Here is a 16,609-nt window from a genome sequence, read left to right as displayed (position 1 = left end):
AGTGGACGGATGTACTTCGTCGGACTCGACCTCGCGTGGGGCGAGAAGAACCAGACGGGTGTGGCTGCCATCGACTCCGGTGGGCGGGTCCTACACGTCGGCGTGGCGCAGGACGACGACGACATCGCGGCGGCCATAGAGCCCTATGTCAGCGGCGACTGCCTGGTCGCCATCGATGCGCCCCTCATCGTGAAGAACCCGACGGGCCACCGGCCGTGCGAGCGGGATCTCAACCGGGACTTCCAGCGGTTCGACGCCGGGGCACGCCCAGCGTTCACCGAGCGACCCGAATTCAAGCATCCGCGTGGGGCGCGTATCGCGTCGTTGCTGGGCCTGGACATGGATCCGTCGTCGCTGTCGAACCGTCGCGCGATCGAGGTCTATCCGCACCCGGCGAGCGTCGTCCTGTTCGGGCTCGACAAGACGCTGAAGTACAAGCGCGGCGCGTTCGGCGACCGTCAGCGCGAACTGCTGAGGTTGATGACGTGCATCGAGGAGCTCGACACGGCAACGCCGAGGCTGCGGGCGAACCGCAATGTCAGCTGGGTCGAACTGCGCAAGCGGATCGAGGCGGCCACCCGGCCGGGCCAGCTCGACCGTGACGAGGACCCCGTCGACGCCATGCTCTGCGCCTACATCGCGCTGTATTGGTATCACCGGCCCGAGGACGTGACGATCTACGGCGACTTCGCGTCGGGCTACATCGTCACGCCGTCCCTGCCCGCTGATCGACTCTCCCGACCGCGCCCGGCACCGGCCCGCGAGGAGGCACCCTCGACGGCTGTGGCCGAATACGCTGCCCGGCGCCCGGATCTGGTGGCCGCCACCGACCAGTACCTCAAGCGGGTGACCGGGCTGCTCGACGAGGCGGGCATCAACTACCTGAGCATCACGGCCCGCACCAAGAGCGTCGACTCGTTCGCCGAGAAAGCCAACCGGCGCGCGGTCGACGGCACGCGGATGTACACCGATCCGCTGGTGGAGATCACCGATCAGGTGGGCCTGCGCGTCATCACCTATCTGCGTGAGGATGTCGACGCGGTGGCCAACCTGCTGGCCGAGGAGATGCGGCTGCTCGACGACCAGGACATGGGTCTGCAGACCGCCCGTCAGGGCCGGTGGGGGTATGCGAGCCGGCATCTACTGTTCGGGGTCGAAGGCGAGCAGTATCCGGCGTCCATCCAGGTACGTACCGTGCTGCAGCACGCGTGGGCCGAGTTCGAGCATGACGTGCGATACAAGGGTTCGATCCCAGCCGAACACGTCAGCGAACTGGACCGCCGGTTCACGTTGGCGGCCGGGCTTCTGGAGTTGGCCGACCGCGAGTTCACCGAGATCCGGGAACGGCTGCGGCTGACCATGACCGAGGAAGAGACCGATTTCCCGGGGTTCGCAGCGTCTTCCTCGGACGCGCGCATCGCCACCCCGGTGCTGGCCACCTACCTGGGCAACCGCTTCCCCGATGCCGGCTGGTCGCGCACGGACCACTACAGCTGGATCTCGGGGTTGTTGCTCGAGCTCGGCATCACCTCGCTGGATGCGCTGACGGGCGTGCTGGATTCGGTGGACACCGACGAGATCAACCGGCTGATGGACTACCGCTACCCGCCGGGCGCGGTCCGCCGCCTGGACGACGCGTTGTTGGCCGTCTTCGACGACCGCTACATCGAGCTGGATGGGAACGCGCACCGGATCGCTCTGCTGCAGAACCGGATTGAAAAGCTGCGTAAAGATTCCTAGGGCGCGTCGCCGAGGTGGGTCGGGTCGGTGATGCCTGCCCCACGAATGCCGAGTTGCCGGTTGATCAGCATGGTGATGCCGAACAGGACGATGCCGGTGACGACGAGTGCCAGTGCCAGGATGTACTGCTCGGACGGTCGTCCGGAGGTGGGCAGCACCAGATAGAGCGAGGCCACGAATCCGATGACGGGTAGCGCAGTCGGAGTCTTGAAGTGCCCGCCCTCTTTTCGCACATCGCGACGCAGCACCAGGACCGCCACGTTGACCATGGCGAACACCGCGAGCAACAGCAGCGACGTGGTACCGCCCAGCACCGCGATGGCGTCCTCGCTGGCGAAGGTCGACACGTAGAAGATCAGGCAGAACGCCAGCAATGTCGTGAACGTGATTGCCACCCAAGGGGTGTGGCGCCGCGGATGCACGACACCCAGCACCGGAGGAAGCACGTGCTGGCGCGACATCCCGTAGATGAGGCGGCTGGCCATCAGCATGTTGATCAACGCGGTGTTGGACACCGCGAACATCGAGATGAACGGCAGGATGTTGTCGATCGGCAGGCCGGGCGCACCGGCGTGAACCACCTCGACCAACGGGGACTTGCTGGCGGCCAGTGTCCCCACCGGCACCAGCGCGACCGCGATGACCGAGACGAGTACGTAGACCAGTCCCGCGATACCCAGACCCGACAGCAGCACCTTGGGGAAGATCCGTACCGGATCCTTTGTCTCCTCAGCCATGTTGACCGAGTCTTCGAAGCCCACCATCGCGAAGAACGCCAGGGACGTGGCGGCGGTGACGGCGAGAAACGCGTTCTTGCCATCGGGAGTCTCGAATGCGACGACCCGGCCGAAGTCGACTTCGGCGCTGCCACCGGTGAAGGCCCACAGCCCGACCAGGATCACCAGAAGCAGGCCGGTGATCTCGACGAATGTGAGAAACACGTTGAGCTTGACGCTTTCGCTGACCCCACGGAGGTTCACCACGGCGATCATGGCCATGAAGAACAATGCGAACGCGATGATGCCGAGCTTCTCCCAACTGGGGGTGTAGTCGAAGTTGACCTCAAGGCCTTTGAAGAAGCTCGCCGCGAAGAAGCGCGAAGCCGTTGAGGCCGAGGTGATTCCGGAACACATCACAATAAACGCCACCAGGAAGGTGACGAACTGGACGCCAAAAGCCTTGTGCGCGTACAGAGCAGCACCGGCTGCCTGAGGGTACTTGGTGACCAGTTCGAGGTAGCTGAACGCGGTGATGGTGGCGATCAGGAACGCCGCAAGGAACGGAAGCCACGCGGCGCCGCCGACCTCCTTGGCGACTTGCCCGGTCAGCGCATAGACGCCCGTGCCGAGGATGTCGCCGACTACGAACAGTAATAACAGTCCGGGCCCCATCACCCGCTTGAGCTGTGGCTCCTTCGAGGTTGCGGGTTGCGACATTCCCCCTCCTTCAGCCGGTCAGACGCGTACCCGCCCGTTCGTCGACGGGCGCCAGCACGTCGATGACGTCGATCAGTGTGGCGCGGGCGCTGGCCCTGGGCCCCTCCCCTTCGTCGACCAACGATGCCACAACGGCCCCGTCGACGGCGCACACCAGCGCGGTGACCAGTTCGGCGCGCACCGAGCGGCCTGAGCGTTCCACCACCTCGACCACGGCGTCGGTGCGCTGCTGCAAGATGCGGCGTTGAATGTCGCGCAGCCCGGGCTGCCGGGCACAGGCGATGTAGCGCTCGTAGCGCGAGATCAGTTCCTCGATTCCGCGACGCTCCGTGGATTCCCCGAGCAACAGATCGACAAGGACGTCGGCGGTCGATTCGGCACCGCGACGCCGCCGTGAGAGCGCGGCCACACCGGCGCTGAGATGTTCGGCTTCCCGGGTTCCGATGTACTCGACAGCCTTCGCGATGAGGTCGTCGAGTGAGGAGAAGTAGTACGTCGTGGAGGCCAGCGGGAGGCCGGCACGACGCGCCACGGCCCGGTGCCGGACGGCGTCGAAACCGCCCTCACAGAGCAACTCAGCGGCCGCCCTGACGAGGGCGTACCGCCGACGCTCCCCTTTAGGAGTGACCGCTGCCGTCACCTTTAGCATCGTGCCAGCCGGGCACCCTCCACATCGGGCTTTCGGCCAATCATCAGGCTCTACTCAGGTTTTCCCGGCCGTAATTACCACCGCAACAATGCCACTGGCCGATGCCATTGTCGGGCGATGGCAAGATGGCCCGCATGCCCAACTTGACCCGTCGCGCAGTCCTGCGCCTCGGCGTCGGTGCGGCTGCCGGCGCCGCCGGTGCTGTAGCCCTCGCCTCTGCCCCTGTCTCATCGGCCGGCCCCGCGCCCGCCCCGACGTTCACCAGCGGCTCGTTCGAATCGTCGGCGCGTGGCGGGACGAGCACCAACTGGGCCATCGCGCGGCCGCCAGGACAGACCGGCAAACTCCGGCCGGTGATCGCCCTGCACGGCAAAGGGCAGGATGCCGCCGGCGTGATGGCCGGCGGAGTCGAACAGGGCTTGGCCGAGGCGGTGGCGGCCGGGCTGCCGCCGTTCGCCGTGGTCGCGGTCGACGGCGGCGGAAGCTATTGGCACAAACGAGCATCCGGTGAGGACTCGGGCGCGATGGTCCTCGACGAGCTGATCCCGATGCTGGCCGATCAGGGCCTGGACACCTCGCGGGTGGGATTCCTGGGCTGGTCCATGGGCGGCTACGGTGCGCTGCTGCTGGGTGCCCGGCTCGGGCCGGCACGCACCGCGGCGATCTGCGCAGTCAGCCCGGCGCTCTGGACGTCATCGGGAGCCGCTGCACCCGGCGCCTTCGACAGCGCAGCCGATTACGCCGCCAACAGTGTCTGGGCCCAGCCCGCGCTGGGATCGATCCCGATCCGGATCGATTGCGGCAACAGTGATCCGTTCCATTCGGCCACCAAGCAGTTCATCGCCGAGCTGCCCAATCCCCCGGCCGGCGGCTTCTCCCCCGGCGGGCATGACGGCAGCTTCTGGAGTTCGCAGCTGCCCGCCGAGATCGCTTGGATGGCACCGCTACTCGTCGCCTAGAGCGTGATCCGCCCTTCAGCGGCGGCCAGACCGATATCGGTGCGGAAGTGGCTACCCGGCAACCGGATCAACTTGGCGAGCGCGTATGCCGCATCGCGCGCGGCGGGCAGGTCCGCTCCGGTGCCGACCACCGAGAGCGCCCGGCCGCCCGAGGACACCACCTCGCCGTCCTCGCGGCGCGCGGTGCCGGCGTGCAGCACCCCGTCGGCTTCCGATCCATGAATGACGTCGCCGACGCGCGGCCGGCCCGGGTAATTCTCCGCGGCCACCACGACCGTCACGGCGTAGCCGTCTTGCCACTGCAGGTCACCGAATGCGGCGAGTTCGCCGGTGGCCGCGGCGTTCAGCAGCTGACCAAGTGGCGAATCAAGCAGGGCCAGAACAGATTGCGTTTCCGGGTCACCGAAGCGGCAGTTGAACTCGACCACAGCCGGGCCGTTCGATGTGATCGCCAAGCCGGCGTAGAGCAGACCCGAGAACGAGCTGCCCCGCGCAACCAGTTCTGCGGCAACGGGTTTGACGACCTCGTCGACGATCTGGTTCTTCACCGAATCCGGCAACCAGGGCAACGGGGCGTAGGCACCCATGCCACCGGTGTTCGGCCCGGTGTCTCCGTCGCCGACCCGCTTGAAGTCTTGCGCCGGCAGCAACGGCACGACGGTGGCGCCGTCGACCACGCAGAACAGTGACACCTCGGGGCCGTCGAGGAACGACTCCAGCAGCACCGGGTGCCCCGAGTCGAGCAGGCTGGCGGCATGCGCCCGGGCGGCGTCGCGATCGGCGCTGACCACCACGCCCTTACCGGCGGCCAGACCGTCGTCCTTGACCACCCAGGCGGCCTGACCGGCAGGCGGGCCGAAGCGGTCCAGCGCGGCGTCGAGGTGGGCCGGGTTGTCGACGATCTCACTGCTCGCGGTACGCACCCCGGCTGCGGCCATGACGTCCTTCGCGAATGCCTTCGAGCCCTCAATGCGGGCAGCGTCCTTGCTGGCGCCGAAGCAGGCGATGCCGGCGGCCCGCACGGCGTCGGCCACGCCGAGCACCAGCGGGACTTCCGGGCCGATCACCACGAGGTCGCTTTCCAGGCGCTCGGCAAGTTTCACCACGGCCTCGCCGGAGGTGATGTCGACGTCGTACTGATCGGCGATGGACTGGGTACCGGCGTTGCCGGGCGCCACCGCCAACTCGTCGACCTGCGGGTCGCGGCGCAGGGCCAGCAGCAGGGCGTGTTCACGGGCACCGGATCCGATAACGAGGACGCGCACGGTCGTAGCGTAGCGGGAAACCTGTGGGCATACACTTGACGCCACAGTGTATGGTCGACAGCAGAAATGTGCTCGCCGTCACACGAGGAGATGATCCGGCTTGACCACCATGAGTGCTTGCCCGTTCGGCGCCGGCTACGACTTCACCGATCCCGATGTCCTGCTCCGCGGAATCCCGGTGCGCGAGTTCGCCGAACTGCGCAAGACCGCGCCGGTGTGGTGGAACGAGCAGGATGAATCGATCTTCAATGACGGCGGCTACTGGGTGATCACCCGCCACGAGGACATCAAGACCATCTCCCGCGACGGCGGTGCGGTGTGGTCGACCAACGCCAAGGGCGCCGTCATGCGCCTGCCCGAAGGGGTGACCTCCGAACAACTCGACCTCACCAAGGCGCTGCTGATCAACCACGACGCGCCCGAGCACACCCGACTGCGCAAGCTGGTGTCGCGTCTGTTCACGCCGCGTTCGGTGGCAGCCCTGGAAGAGAAGCTGGCGGTGGCGGCCCGCGACATCGTGGCGGCGGCGGCCAAGAAGGACAGCGGCAATTTCGTCGATGACATCGCGATGAGCCTGCCGCTGCTGGCCATCGCGGACCTGATCGGCGTGCCCGAGGAAGACCGCGAGAAGCTCTTCCACTGGACGAACGCCATCATGAACACCGACGATCCGGATTTCGACGCCGATCCGACGATGGCCAACGCCGAACTGATGGGCTACGCCTACACCATGGCCGAGCAGCGCCGGCAGTGCCCGGCCGACGACATCGTGACCCGACTCGTGCAGGCCGACGTCGACGGAGACTCGCTCGGCGAGGTGGAATTCGCGTTCTTCGTGATCCTGCTGGCCGTGGCCGGCAACGAGACCACCCGCAATGCCATGACGCACGGCATGAACGCATTCCTCGAAAACCCGGACCAGTGGGAGCTTTTCAAGCGCGAACGCCCGGAGACCGCGGTCGACGAGATCATCCGCTGGGCCACCCCGGTGCACTGCTTCCAGCGCACCGCCCTGGTCGACACCCAGATCGGCGATGTGACGGTGAAAGCCGGGCAGCGCGTCGGCCTGTTCTACAGCTCGGCCAACTACGACGAAGAAGTCTTCGAGTCGCCCTTCACCTTCGACATCCTGCGCAATCCCAACCCGCACCTGGCTTTCGGCGGCAACGGCGCGCACTACTGCATCGGCGCCAACCTGGCACGGATGGAGATCAAGCTGATGTTCAACGAGATCGCCGATCAGATCCCCGACATCGCCAAACTCGGTGAGCCACAACGCCTGCGGTCCGGATGGATCAACGGCGTCAAGGACCTGCCGGTCTCCTACCACCGTTGACCGCTGGTTGACCAGCAGCGTGCTTCATTCGTTGTTCTAGGATTCGCCCATGCGAACGCACGGGTGGTCCGGCTCGGCGCCGGCCACCGACGACGAGGCGATTGCCCGCATCCTGGCCGCGGCCGGGAAGGCGATCGATGAGCGGGGAGCGGACTTCTCGATCGCCGATGTGGCCCGCACCCTCGGCGTCACCCGCCAGACCGTGTACCGCTATTTCCCGAGCACCGACGCCCTGCTGGTGGCGGCCGCGGTCCATGCGGCCGGCGACTTCCTGGACCGGTTGGCCGCCCACATCAAGGGCATGACCGATCCGGTGGAGGCGGTCACCGAGTCCATCGCGACCTCGCTGGCGTGGCTGCCCCAGGACAAGCACATCGGTTTGCTCGTGGCTCCCGGACGCGCGAACGCCCACACCGAGTCGGTGACCTCGGATGTGGCGGTCGACTTTGCCCGCGCCATGCTGCACAAGATGGATGTCGACTGGGCTGAGCTCGGGTACACCGACGCCGAACTCGACGAGCTCGCCGAGCACGTACTGCGGATCATCCAGTCGTTCGTCATCGACCCGGGCCGGCCTCCGCGCACCGGAGCGGCCCTGCGCAGCTACCTGACGCGCTGGGTCGGCTCGGCGGTGGCGAGCGGACACGTGGCATCCGAGAGGCCCTCGAAGGGGGTCTGAACCGGCACGGAGCGTCAGGGCCGTTCGAAATGCTGGTAGTCGACCGGGTCACGCCAATGCCCACCCCACCCCCAGCCGCGCTCGGCGAAGGCCCGCACCACTACGTCACCGTCGCGGATCATCCCCTGATCGGTACGGGTGCGGTCCAGGTACGCGCGCGCGGTGACCGGCTGCAAGTCACCGGAAGCCGAGATGTACGGGTTGACCAGCGGGTTGATGTCGACCGCACGACCGTAGGCGTGCAATGACCACGATCCACTCGGCAACGGCCGGCAATTGAACGCCGAAGTGTTGTTGTCCTCCATCGACAGCTCATCGGCAGCGCCGGGATAGTGGTCCACCGTGCGCATCTTCTCGATCGGGAATCGCGCCGAGTACAGGTCCCCGAAGATCTCGATGACCTCGCTGACCACGTCACGGTTTACCACCAACTCACCGCGATGCGAACGGCCATCAAAGCCGATGTACGACAGGGCGATTCGGCGAAGCTCAGTAGGCAGCACCGGGCATCCCGGCCGCCAGGCGGCACCCAGCACGGTCGCGTCCACCGGCTGAACGCGCGCGGGTTGCTCCGGCTGCGGATTCTGCGGCGCGGTGGCGACAGTCCCCGGCACCGGCACCGCGTCCGGTGCACCGCCGGCACACGCCACCGTGCACCCGGTGAACAGGCCCACCACGAGGGCACATACGCGGACGGTTGCGATGCCCACCCCCGCGACTCTAGATCGCGAAACTGGCAAATCGGTGGCCGGGAAATTGGCGTCCGAGCGGCCCTCTGCCCGGAATTAGACTGGATTTCTCGATCCAGCCGGGGGTGAGCTGTGGGGGCACTCGACACCTTCTACACGACGTGGTCGCAGGCGCGCACCACGTTCGGCGAGGGCGTTCCGCCGACGGGCGAGGCGTTCGACGGCAGCGCACAGCTTCGCCAGATGCAATCCACGATCGAGTCCGCAGCGCCCGACGACCGATGGCAGGGCACGGCCTCACAGGCCTACGCGGCAAAGAACGCGCAGCATGCCGCCGTCTACGGCAAGCTCGCGGATCTCGATCAGCGCATGGCGGCCGAAGTCAGCCGGGCAGCCGGGGTGGTCAGCGCCGGCCGGCAGAATCTTGAGCAAACCCAGAGTTGGGTGAGCAGCATGGACGCGTCTATCCCGCCCGGCAAGACCGGCGACATCATGCGGGCGATCCTCGCCAGCAAGGGCATCGGCCAGATCAGCGACGTCATCACGCAATCGACCGGAGAGATGAATGAGATCGGTCGACGCATCGAGGGCATCCGCAAGGAATACGACGCGATCGCAGCAGAAGGCGACAAAGAAGGAAAGCCGGCACAGCTAGGAGGCTTTCCTGAGGGTGATCCACCGCCGGTAGATCCACTCGACGAGATCAAGCGCAAGTACCAGGTCGACGAGGACCCGGACGGAGCACTCGACTGGGAGCCTGGTTGGCCGTACAACTTGGCTACCAAGCCCATGCATGTCACCGCTACAGAAGCGCGGATGTTGGAAAACCTCAGCCCGGCAGCTCTCTGGGATCTGAACCAGACCAAGAAAGCAGCAGAGGCTGAAGCCAAAGCCCGCTTTCCCCCGCAAAACGGCCCCAACGATACGGCCGACAATCACACCGATGCGTTCCGGCATGCATATTGGAACGCTCTGATGACACAACGATTTGGCGAAGAATGGACACAGGACTTCGCGACGGCTCACGAGCGACTCCCCAGCAACCCCTCGACCGCGGAAGCCATGGACTTGTACAACAACCAAATCGGTAGAGATATCGCCAGGGCCAACCTGAATGCCACCCCCGCGCAGTTGGCAAACCTGGTCGAACAAGCAGTGAACAGAGGAGACACGGTCGTGGTTGCACCGAACAGTGGTGGCGAAAGACTGGCTTGGAGCGATACCGTCCCCGAGGGCGGGGCAGGCACGACGTCGAAGTCAACCATTCCGGGGCAGGCACCGAATCCGACCGGCGCAGGCCCTGGTGGAGTTTATGACCCAGGCGAGCCGGGAGGCTATGGGACATCCGCGGGAGGGTATTGACGTGGCAACGTTGTCGCCGATGCGTACTGCACTCAGCGTATTGATTCTGTGCATTCTCCTGACAAGTTGCGGACTGATACAGCAAGCGATGAGGCAATCGATGGACGTCGACTACAACGATCAGCGTATGAATAAAGGGCTGGCCCATCTTGTCGAGACCAACGCGAAGGCAAAACTCCGCGAATTCACCTCGTGGGACTGGGACGAAGTCCACCTGTTCCACGAATACACTGAGCGCGAGTTCATCGAGGAAACCGTTGGCGCGCCGGTCATCCAAAGTGACTTCTTTGAGTCGAAGGCCAGTCTGCTCGTCTTCGAGGACGGCGGGCAGCCGGTCAAAGCCGTCGGCATTCCCGGAGACTTCCTGAGGGGTGACAACTACCGCGTCAGCTTCCCGGCCGATGCGGTGCTGGATCCGCAAGGTGGCGGATATCTCACACTGACTGTGCCTGCCGGCTAGCTGCCATGCGATGAAACACCAGAGCCGGCCGGACTCGGGAGTGGCATGCCCTGCGCCGCCCGCCCCGTGGCATGTCAGGTCAGAGAAAGCGACCGCGGCGAACCGCACTTTCGCAGTTGTCTTCTGTGGCCTCACACTGCTGGCCGCAGCCTGCACCACGGTCTCGTCGACATCACCGTCGCCGGCACCGAGTGATGTTGCGCCAGCTGTGCTCTCCGTCGAAGAAGTACGAAGTATCTCTGGGGTCGCCGGATTTCATGAAGTACTGGAACTGGCGGCTACCGCCCCGTCTGCGGTCCCGAACACACCTGAAACGTGTCGTCCAGTGTTCGACCCGCCCGCAGTCTTTGGCACTGACTGGAAACAGTTCCGCACCGTCGGCTATGCCACGCTGATTGACGCGCCGACGCTCCCCATCATGGCGGATGTCCGCCAGACAATTGCCGTCTACCCGGACGCGGCGACCGCACAGGAAACATTTGACCGGCTCACAACGGCGGTACCCGGCTGCATCAAGACGGGTACCGGGTACTACCGCCGCACGGCGGACAGCCCCGACCCAAATACCCTGCTACTCAACAGTGAACACGCCGACGGGGCCTACAGCGCGTACCGGCTCACCGGTACTGCGCTGATCAACTCGAGCGCCCTCGGCCTACCAGACAGCGAGCGGGTCGCTCTGGAGATACTCGACCGTCTCGAACAGGCGGAACGGGGTTGAGGTGGCGAACGCGATAGTCGGACTCCCATGCTGAGGTCAAAATTGGCGCGGGCGATGCTGATCGCCCTCTTGCTCTGCGCCTCCCTGACCGGCTGCGATCTGGCCAGACAGGCGATGAGGCAGTCAATGGATATCGACTACAACGACCAGAAGCTCAACGACGGCCTGGAAAGCCTTCTGCACGAGAAGAAGACAGGCCGACTCAACGAGTTCACCAGCTGGGATTGGGACGAGGTGCACCTGTTCCACGAAAACTCCGAACGGAAATTCATCGAAAAGACCGTTGGCGCACCCGTAATCAAGGACCGCTTCTACAACTCGAAAGCCAGCCTGCTGATCTTCGAACTCAACGGAAAACCGGTCAAGGCCGCCGGAATCAGCGGCGACTACCTACGCGGTGAGAACTTCCGGGTGACCTGGCCGACCGACGTGGTGCTGCGACCGGAGGGTGGCGGCTACCTGACGCTGACGCTGCCCTGACAACTGCGATATCGCATGTGATATCGCAGTTGCAGACCGTATCGCTCGGCTAGCGCGGCGATCCACTTACACCACGGTCAACGGCAACGACTTCCGCGGTTCGAACACGAACGACGCGCCACCGCTGAACTTCGTCACCGCGACCTCATCGAATTCCTTTGCCGCGGTCTCGGTTTCGATCACCCGAGCGGTCCATTCCGCATCCGATCCGATAACCTCGACGGACAGATGCGGGTTGACGGCGGCGACGACAGCCTGCAGCGGCCGGGTCTCGGCCGGCCCGGTCAGCGCCACCCAGGACCCGTCCTCGTGCGCCGGCGAGCGCCGCACCGACACCGTGTCCGGACCGAACTCGGCATCGATGTACGCCGAGGGATTGAACAACGGATGCAGCTCGAGGACCCGCATAGCCCCCTCGATGCCGCCGGGCAGATCGAGCGCACGGTGAATACGCTCGGCGCCCAGTCCGGCCACGCCGATCAGCTGCTTGGTGCAGATCTCGGTGGCCAGTTCGGTGTTCGCCCCAGCCCGGGCACCCACCGCGAGAATGAACGACAGGTTCAGCAGGTGCATCTGCAGGCACACCTCGTCGGCGATGCGGACCAGCGCCGAGTGCGAGAACGCCGCGAAGTCGAAGTCCGACAGCAGCGGCCCCGAATAGTCGGACGCCCCCTCATCGGAAGGATCGATCGGGTCCAGAACCGTTTGAGCAGCCCGGGTCCGGCCGATCACCTCGAGCGTCGGGATGTCATCGACCTCCGGATAGGACTCGTCGATGATGACGGTCCAGGCGCAGTGTGGCTGCCGGTCAGCGGGGGTCCGGGGCGGCCGGTGGATGGGACGCACCTGGCATTTGCGGTTGGTGGCCAGCGCGGTGGCATCGAAGGTCGGGTCCTCGATGTCGTGGCACATGCCACGCACGTAATCCTCGCCCATCGGCTCGACGTCGAGCAGCGCACCGCAGTGATCGAGGTGGAACTCGCCGTGCCAGCGGTCATGAACCGTGTAGCGGAAATCCATGAACTGCGGCGGGGCGCCGATGTCGAGCTGCAAGCCCTTGAAGATGGTGATGACGTCGACGCCCTCGTACTTGAGCGCCTTCTGCATCCGCCTGGTGTAGATCGGGCTGGACGCCGCCCACTCCTCGATAGCGATCTGCAGCATTTCCGGTCGGCCGAAATTGCTGATGCACCAGGCCATCCCGGAGCGGTCGATCATCTGGCCCATGAGCAGCAGCTCAGGTACCAGCTTGACCAGCTCATCGCGGGTCAGCGAGGCATACCTACTTGTCATCGAGCTCGCTCCCGGTGTTCATCTTGACCGCGGCGTTCACATTGGCGCGCCGGTCCTCATCAAGCCCCTTCTCGGCGGCCTTGCGGCGCTTGGCCACAACCTTGGACACGGTTCCGTTGAGCCCGGACCCGAGCGGGAAGCCCAGATACTGGGTGAGGAAGATGGCGATGTCCTTGAGCTCTTCCTCGGTGAACTCACCGTTGAGCAGCGCGGCGTTCACCTGGATCTCGGCGAGATCCTGCGAGCCGACGGCGGTCACCGCGGACAACGTCATCAGCCGCTTCTCACGCATCGACAGTCCGGGCTTGGTCCAGATGGTGCCGAACAGGTGGTCGACGGTCAGATCGAAGTACGGATCTCCTTCGATGTTCGGCATCTCCCAGCCGTAGACCTCGTTCATCTTGGCCAGGCCCTTGGCGCGCAACTCGTCCATCGAAAGTTCTCCTAGTCGTTCTTGTGCGGTACGCCGAGGCCCTCTGCGAGCCGCTGCAAGGCCACCTGGGCCAACGGAAGGTCCACTCCCACAACGTCACCCAGTCCGAGGGCCAGGCTCAGATCCTTCTCCCCCAGTCCGCGGGTGTGGGTGAACGCATCGTAGAGCCAATGATCCGGGGTCAGCTCGGCCATGTTGTCGCGCACGATGATGGCGCCCGGCCCGCTGGTCAGCGCATCGGTATGACGCACCACCCGGCCCAGCGCACCCAGGTCCAGCCCGGCCGCCTCGGCCAGCTTCATCGCCTCGCATGCCGCTGCGTACGAGGTGAAGGTCAGCATGTTGCGGGCCAGTTTCATCCGGGTGCCTGCGCCGGGCTCACCGGCGTGGATCACCATCGAGCCGAACTGCTTGAGCGCCGGCTTGATCCGCTCGTAGACGGGCCGCTCGGCGCCCACCATGATGGCCAGCTCACCCTTCTCGGCGGCTACGCCGCCACCGCTGACCGGGGCGTCGACGATATGGATGCCCTGCGGCCGGTAATGCTCGGCGAGCTCGGCCGCGGTGGTGTCGCTGATCGTCGAGTGGATCACGATCACGGTGTCCGGCTTGACCTTTGGTGCCAGGTCCGCGATCACCGAACGCACCTGCTCGTCGTTGAGCACCGTGATACTGATGATGTCCGCATCGGCAACACCAGTGACGTCGTCCGCCAGCGTCGCGCCGAGCTCCGCGAAAGGCTCCATGGATTCGGCGCGCACATCGAATACCGTGAACCCGCCAGGCCATTCGGCCAGGCGCTTGGCCATCGGGGCACCCATGTTGCCCAGGCCGATGTAGCCGTATCGCTGCTGAGTCATGACCGGATGATCTGTCCGCCGTCGACGTTGAAGATCTGGCCGGTGATCCACTTGGCCTGATCGCTCAACAGGAACAGGCACATCCCGACCAGATCCTCCGGCTGGCCCATGCGGGACAACGGGATTCCCTTGACGATGTCGGCGACCATCTCCTGAGGGGTGGTGGTCCGGTTGGCCTCGGTGTCGATCGGACCCGGCGCAATCGCGTTGATGCGGATGTTCTGCCCGCCGAGCTCACGCGACAGCTGCTGGGTGAGACCGTTGATGCCGACCTTGGCCAGGCCGTAGTAGTTGGCGTACAGCCAGGCCGCGGTCGAGGACTGGTTGACGATCGCGCCGCCACCACGCTTGGCCATCTTGCGGTACACCGCGCGGGTGCACACCAGCGCGCCGTCGAGGTTCACGCTCATGAACTTCTTGTAGTAATCCCAGTCGACGGTGAGCAGGAAGTCGAGCTTCATGCCGCCGAAGATCGCGGCGTTGTTGACCAGGTAGTCGATGCCGCCGAACTCCGAAAGGGTCTGCGCCGCCATGTCCTTGGCCGAGTCGATGTCGGAGACGTCGACCCGCACCGCGAGCGCGTTGCCGCCCTCGCCCTTGATGCCGTCGGCGACCTTCTGGGCGCCTTCGGTGTTGATGTCGGCCACCACGACCGCCGCGCCCTCACGCGCCAGCGCCTCGGCGTACGCCTGGCCGATACCGCCACCGGCCCCGGTGACGATGGCCACTTTGTTGTCGAACTGTCCCATCAAGATCTCCTCAGTCGTCTAGTTCGCGAGCGTCGCGACGCACTTGATTTCGGTGTATTCCTCGAAGCCGGCCAGGCCCATCTCGCGGCCGACTCCGGACTGCTTGTAGCCGCCGAACGGTGCATCGGCCGAGTACCAGATGCCACCGTTGACGTTGACGGTGCCGACGCGCATCCGCGAGGCCACCGCCTGGGCGCGGGCGTCGTCGCCGGAGAACACGGTGCCCGACAGGCCGTACGGCGAATCGTTGGCGATCCGCACGGCGTCGTCGTCACCGTCATGCGCGATGACGGTCAGCACCGGCCCGAAGATCTCCTCGCGGGACACCCGGGCGTCGTTGTCCAGGCCGGCGATCACGGTCGGCTCGATGAAGAACCCGGTGTCCAAGTCCGCGGGACGCCCACCGCCGCACGCGAAGCGGCCGCCCTCCTGCAGAGCGAGATCCAGATAGGACTGCACCCGGTCGCGCTGACGGGCAGAGATCAGCGGGCCGCACACCGTGCGCTTGCTGTTCGGGTCACCGGGCTTGATCCTGCCCAATGTTGCTGCCGCGGCCTCGACAGCCTCGTCGTAGCGGGCCCGCGGCACCACCAGCCGCGTGGTGATCGCGCAGCCCTGCCCGGCGTGCATGGCCACCGTGAAGGCCGCCATCGAGCAGGCTCCGGCCAGGTCGGCGTCGTCGAGCACCAGGAACGCCGACTTGCCACCCAGCTCCAGGAACACCTTCTTGAGCGTCAGTGCCGCGTCGGTCATCACCGCACGTCCGGTCGCGGTCGACCCGGTGAACGAAACCATGTCCACCCGCGGATCTTTGGACAGCAACGCGCCCACCGAGTGATCGCTGGAGGTGACGACGTTGATCACCCCGGCCGGGAAGTCGGTCTGCTCGGCGATGATCTGACCGATGGCCGCGGCCGCCCATGGCGTGTCCGGGGCGGGCTTGAGGATCAGGGTGTTGCCTGCTGCCAGCGCCGGGCCGACCTTGGCCAGGTTGATCTGGTGCGGGAAGTTCCACGGGGTGATCGCGCCGACGACACCGACGGCCTCCCGGGCGATCTTGCGGTTGGTCGGGATGCCCTGCGGGGTGGCGTAGCCGAGATCGGTTGTCCACTCGTAGCTCTCGGCAGTGTCGGCCGAGAAGGCCAGATCGTCGATCGGACCTTCCAGCTGCGCGCCGGCCGTGAGCATGCGCGGGGCACCCACCTCGGCGATGGTCAATTCCCGTAATTCCTCGATATTTTCGCGCAACGCATCACGCAACTGCCGCAGACAGCGCACCCGCAGCGCGGTGTTCGTCGACCAGTCGGTGTCATCAAAGGCCCGACGCGCGGCGTTAATGGCATTGCCCATGTCCTCGGTGTTGGCGTCGGCGGCAACGCCGAGCACCTCCTCGGTGGCGGGGTTGACGGTCTCGAATGCTCCGCCACCGCCGGCGACGAGCTTGCCGTCGATCAGCAGTTGACTCTGGCGATCGGCCAGTACCGGCATCGGTGAACTC

Annotated in this window: 17 protein-coding genes; 8 read left to right on the top strand and 9 right to left on the bottom strand. The window is 65.6% G+C overall.

Features of this window, described 5'->3' with window-relative positions:
- Window positions 1-9: 9 nt before the first annotated feature.
- Entirely contained in the window at window positions 10-1,740 is a 1,731-nt protein-coding gene (gene relZ / locus EYZ64_RS05270; RefSeq protein ID WP_135452447.1) for a bifunctional ribonuclease/(p)ppGpp synthase, read from the top strand.
- On the opposite strand, the gene EYZ64_RS05265 is transcribed toward relZ, so the two are convergent.
- Together EYZ64_RS05265 and EYZ64_RS05260 are read right to left on the bottom strand one after the other, a co-directional pair.
- Entirely contained in the window at window positions 1,737-3,176 is a 1,440-nt protein-coding gene (locus EYZ64_RS05265) for an APC family permease (RefSeq protein WP_135452445.1), read from the bottom strand. The genes relZ and EYZ64_RS05265 overlap by 4 nt on opposite strands.
- Before the next feature lie 10 nt (window positions 3,177-3,186).
- Window positions 3,187-3,825: a TetR/AcrR family transcriptional regulator gene (locus EYZ64_RS05260; RefSeq protein ID WP_135452442.1), complete on the bottom strand. Its 639-nt coding sequence runs from the start codon at window positions 3,823-3,825 to the stop codon at window positions 3,187-3,189.
- A 125-nt stretch (window positions 3,826-3,950) separates the two neighbouring features.
- On the opposite strand from EYZ64_RS05260, the gene EYZ64_RS05255 reads away from it, so the two are divergent.
- On the top strand, window positions 3,951-4,784 hold the full coding sequence (locus tag EYZ64_RS05255) for an alpha/beta hydrolase (RefSeq protein ID WP_135459825.1): 834 nt from the start codon (window positions 3,951-3,953) through the stop codon (window positions 4,782-4,784).
- Here EYZ64_RS05255 and purD read toward each other — a convergent pair.
- Window positions 4,781-6,049: a phosphoribosylamine--glycine ligase gene (gene purD / locus EYZ64_RS05250; protein WP_135452440.1), complete on the bottom strand. Its 1,269-nt coding sequence runs from the start codon at window positions 6,047-6,049 to the stop codon at window positions 4,781-4,783. The two genes, EYZ64_RS05255 and purD, sit on opposite strands and share 4 nt — an antisense overlap.
- 109 nt (window positions 6,050-6,158) lie before the next feature.
- Between purD and EYZ64_RS05245 the strand changes: the two genes are divergently transcribed.
- The gene (locus tag EYZ64_RS05245) at window positions 6,159-7,385 is read left to right on the top strand and encodes a cytochrome P450 (protein WP_210115624.1); all 1,227 of its coding nucleotides are present in this window, start codon (window positions 6,159-6,161) and stop codon (window positions 7,383-7,385) included.
- 49 nt (window positions 7,386-7,434) lie between these two features.
- A complete protein-coding gene (locus EYZ64_RS05240) occupies window positions 7,435-8,064 on the top strand; it encodes a TetR/AcrR family transcriptional regulator (RefSeq protein ID WP_135452437.1) in 630 nt (209 codons plus the stop codon).
- A 14-nt stretch (window positions 8,065-8,078) separates the two neighbouring features.
- Here the strand turns inward: EYZ64_RS05240 and EYZ64_RS05235 are convergent, their stop codons facing one another.
- Complete coding sequence (locus EYZ64_RS05235; RefSeq protein ID WP_135452435.1) at window positions 8,079-8,774, bottom strand: M15 family metallopeptidase; 696 nt, start codon at window positions 8,772-8,774, stop codon at window positions 8,079-8,081.
- Window positions 8,775-8,885: 111 nt separating this feature from the next.
- Here EYZ64_RS05235 and EYZ64_RS05230 point away from each other — a divergent pair, with 111 nt between their 5' ends.
- The 4 genes from EYZ64_RS05230 to EYZ64_RS05215 all read left to right on the top strand — a co-directional run bounded on the left by EYZ64_RS05230 (window position 8,886) and on the right by EYZ64_RS05215 (window position 11,776).
- A complete protein-coding gene (locus tag EYZ64_RS05230; RefSeq protein WP_135452432.1) occupies window positions 8,886-10,115 on the top strand; it encodes a DUF6973 domain-containing protein in 1,230 nt (409 codons plus the stop codon).
- Window positions 10,116-10,215: 100 nt separating this feature from the next.
- Window positions 10,216-10,575, top strand: a complete 360-nt coding sequence (locus tag EYZ64_RS05225) for a hypothetical protein (protein WP_135452430.1) — start codon at window positions 10,216-10,218, stop codon at window positions 10,573-10,575.
- Between the two features lie 10 nt (window positions 10,576-10,585).
- Complete coding sequence (locus EYZ64_RS05220; RefSeq protein WP_135452428.1) at window positions 10,586-11,296, top strand: sensor domain-containing protein; 711 nt, start codon at window positions 10,586-10,588, stop codon at window positions 11,294-11,296.
- A 27-nt stretch (window positions 11,297-11,323) separates the two neighbouring features.
- Window positions 11,324-11,776 carry a hypothetical protein gene (locus EYZ64_RS05215; protein ID WP_286174632.1) on the top strand — a complete coding sequence of 151 codons (453 nt, stop codon included), beginning with the start codon at window positions 11,324-11,326 and terminating at the stop codon, window positions 11,774-11,776.
- 66 nt (window positions 11,777-11,842) lie between these two features.
- On the opposite strand, the gene EYZ64_RS05210 is transcribed toward EYZ64_RS05215, so the two are convergent.
- From EYZ64_RS05210 to EYZ64_RS05190, 5 genes are read right to left on the bottom strand one after another with little or no spacing between them, the layout of a single operon-like run.
- Window positions 11,843-13,069 carry a hypothetical protein gene (locus EYZ64_RS05210; RefSeq protein ID WP_135452426.1) on the bottom strand — a complete coding sequence of 409 codons (1,227 nt, stop codon included), beginning with the start codon at window positions 13,067-13,069 and terminating at the stop codon, window positions 11,843-11,845.
- Window positions 13,059-13,502: a carboxymuconolactone decarboxylase family protein gene (locus EYZ64_RS05205; RefSeq protein ID WP_039325318.1), complete on the bottom strand. Its 444-nt coding sequence runs from the start codon at window positions 13,500-13,502 to the stop codon at window positions 13,059-13,061. Before EYZ64_RS05205 ends, EYZ64_RS05210 begins: the two co-directional genes overlap by 11 nt.
- A gap of 11 nt (window positions 13,503-13,513) precedes the next feature.
- Window positions 13,514-14,362, bottom strand: coding sequence for an NAD(P)-dependent oxidoreductase (locus tag EYZ64_RS05200; RefSeq protein WP_135452424.1), 849 nt, complete (start codon window positions 14,360-14,362; stop codon window positions 13,514-13,516).
- Window positions 14,359-15,111 (bottom strand): SDR family oxidoreductase, encoded by a 753-nt coding sequence (locus tag EYZ64_RS05195; RefSeq protein ID WP_135452422.1) that lies wholly within the window; start codon window positions 15,109-15,111, stop codon window positions 14,359-14,361. Before EYZ64_RS05195 ends, EYZ64_RS05200 begins: the two co-directional genes overlap by 4 nt.
- Before the next feature lie 18 nt (window positions 15,112-15,129).
- Complete coding sequence (locus tag EYZ64_RS05190; protein WP_135452420.1) at window positions 15,130-16,599, bottom strand: aldehyde dehydrogenase; 1,470 nt, start codon at window positions 16,597-16,599, stop codon at window positions 15,130-15,132.
- Window positions 16,600-16,609 lie beyond the last annotated feature (10 nt).

The organism is Mycobacterium sp. DL99, from assembly GCF_004762045.1.
GTDB lineage: Bacteria > Actinomycetota > Actinomycetes > Mycobacteriales > Mycobacteriaceae > Mycobacterium.
The sequence above is the reverse complement of the archived record's forward strand: the minus strand, read 5'-3'. Positions and strand labels throughout refer to the sequence as shown.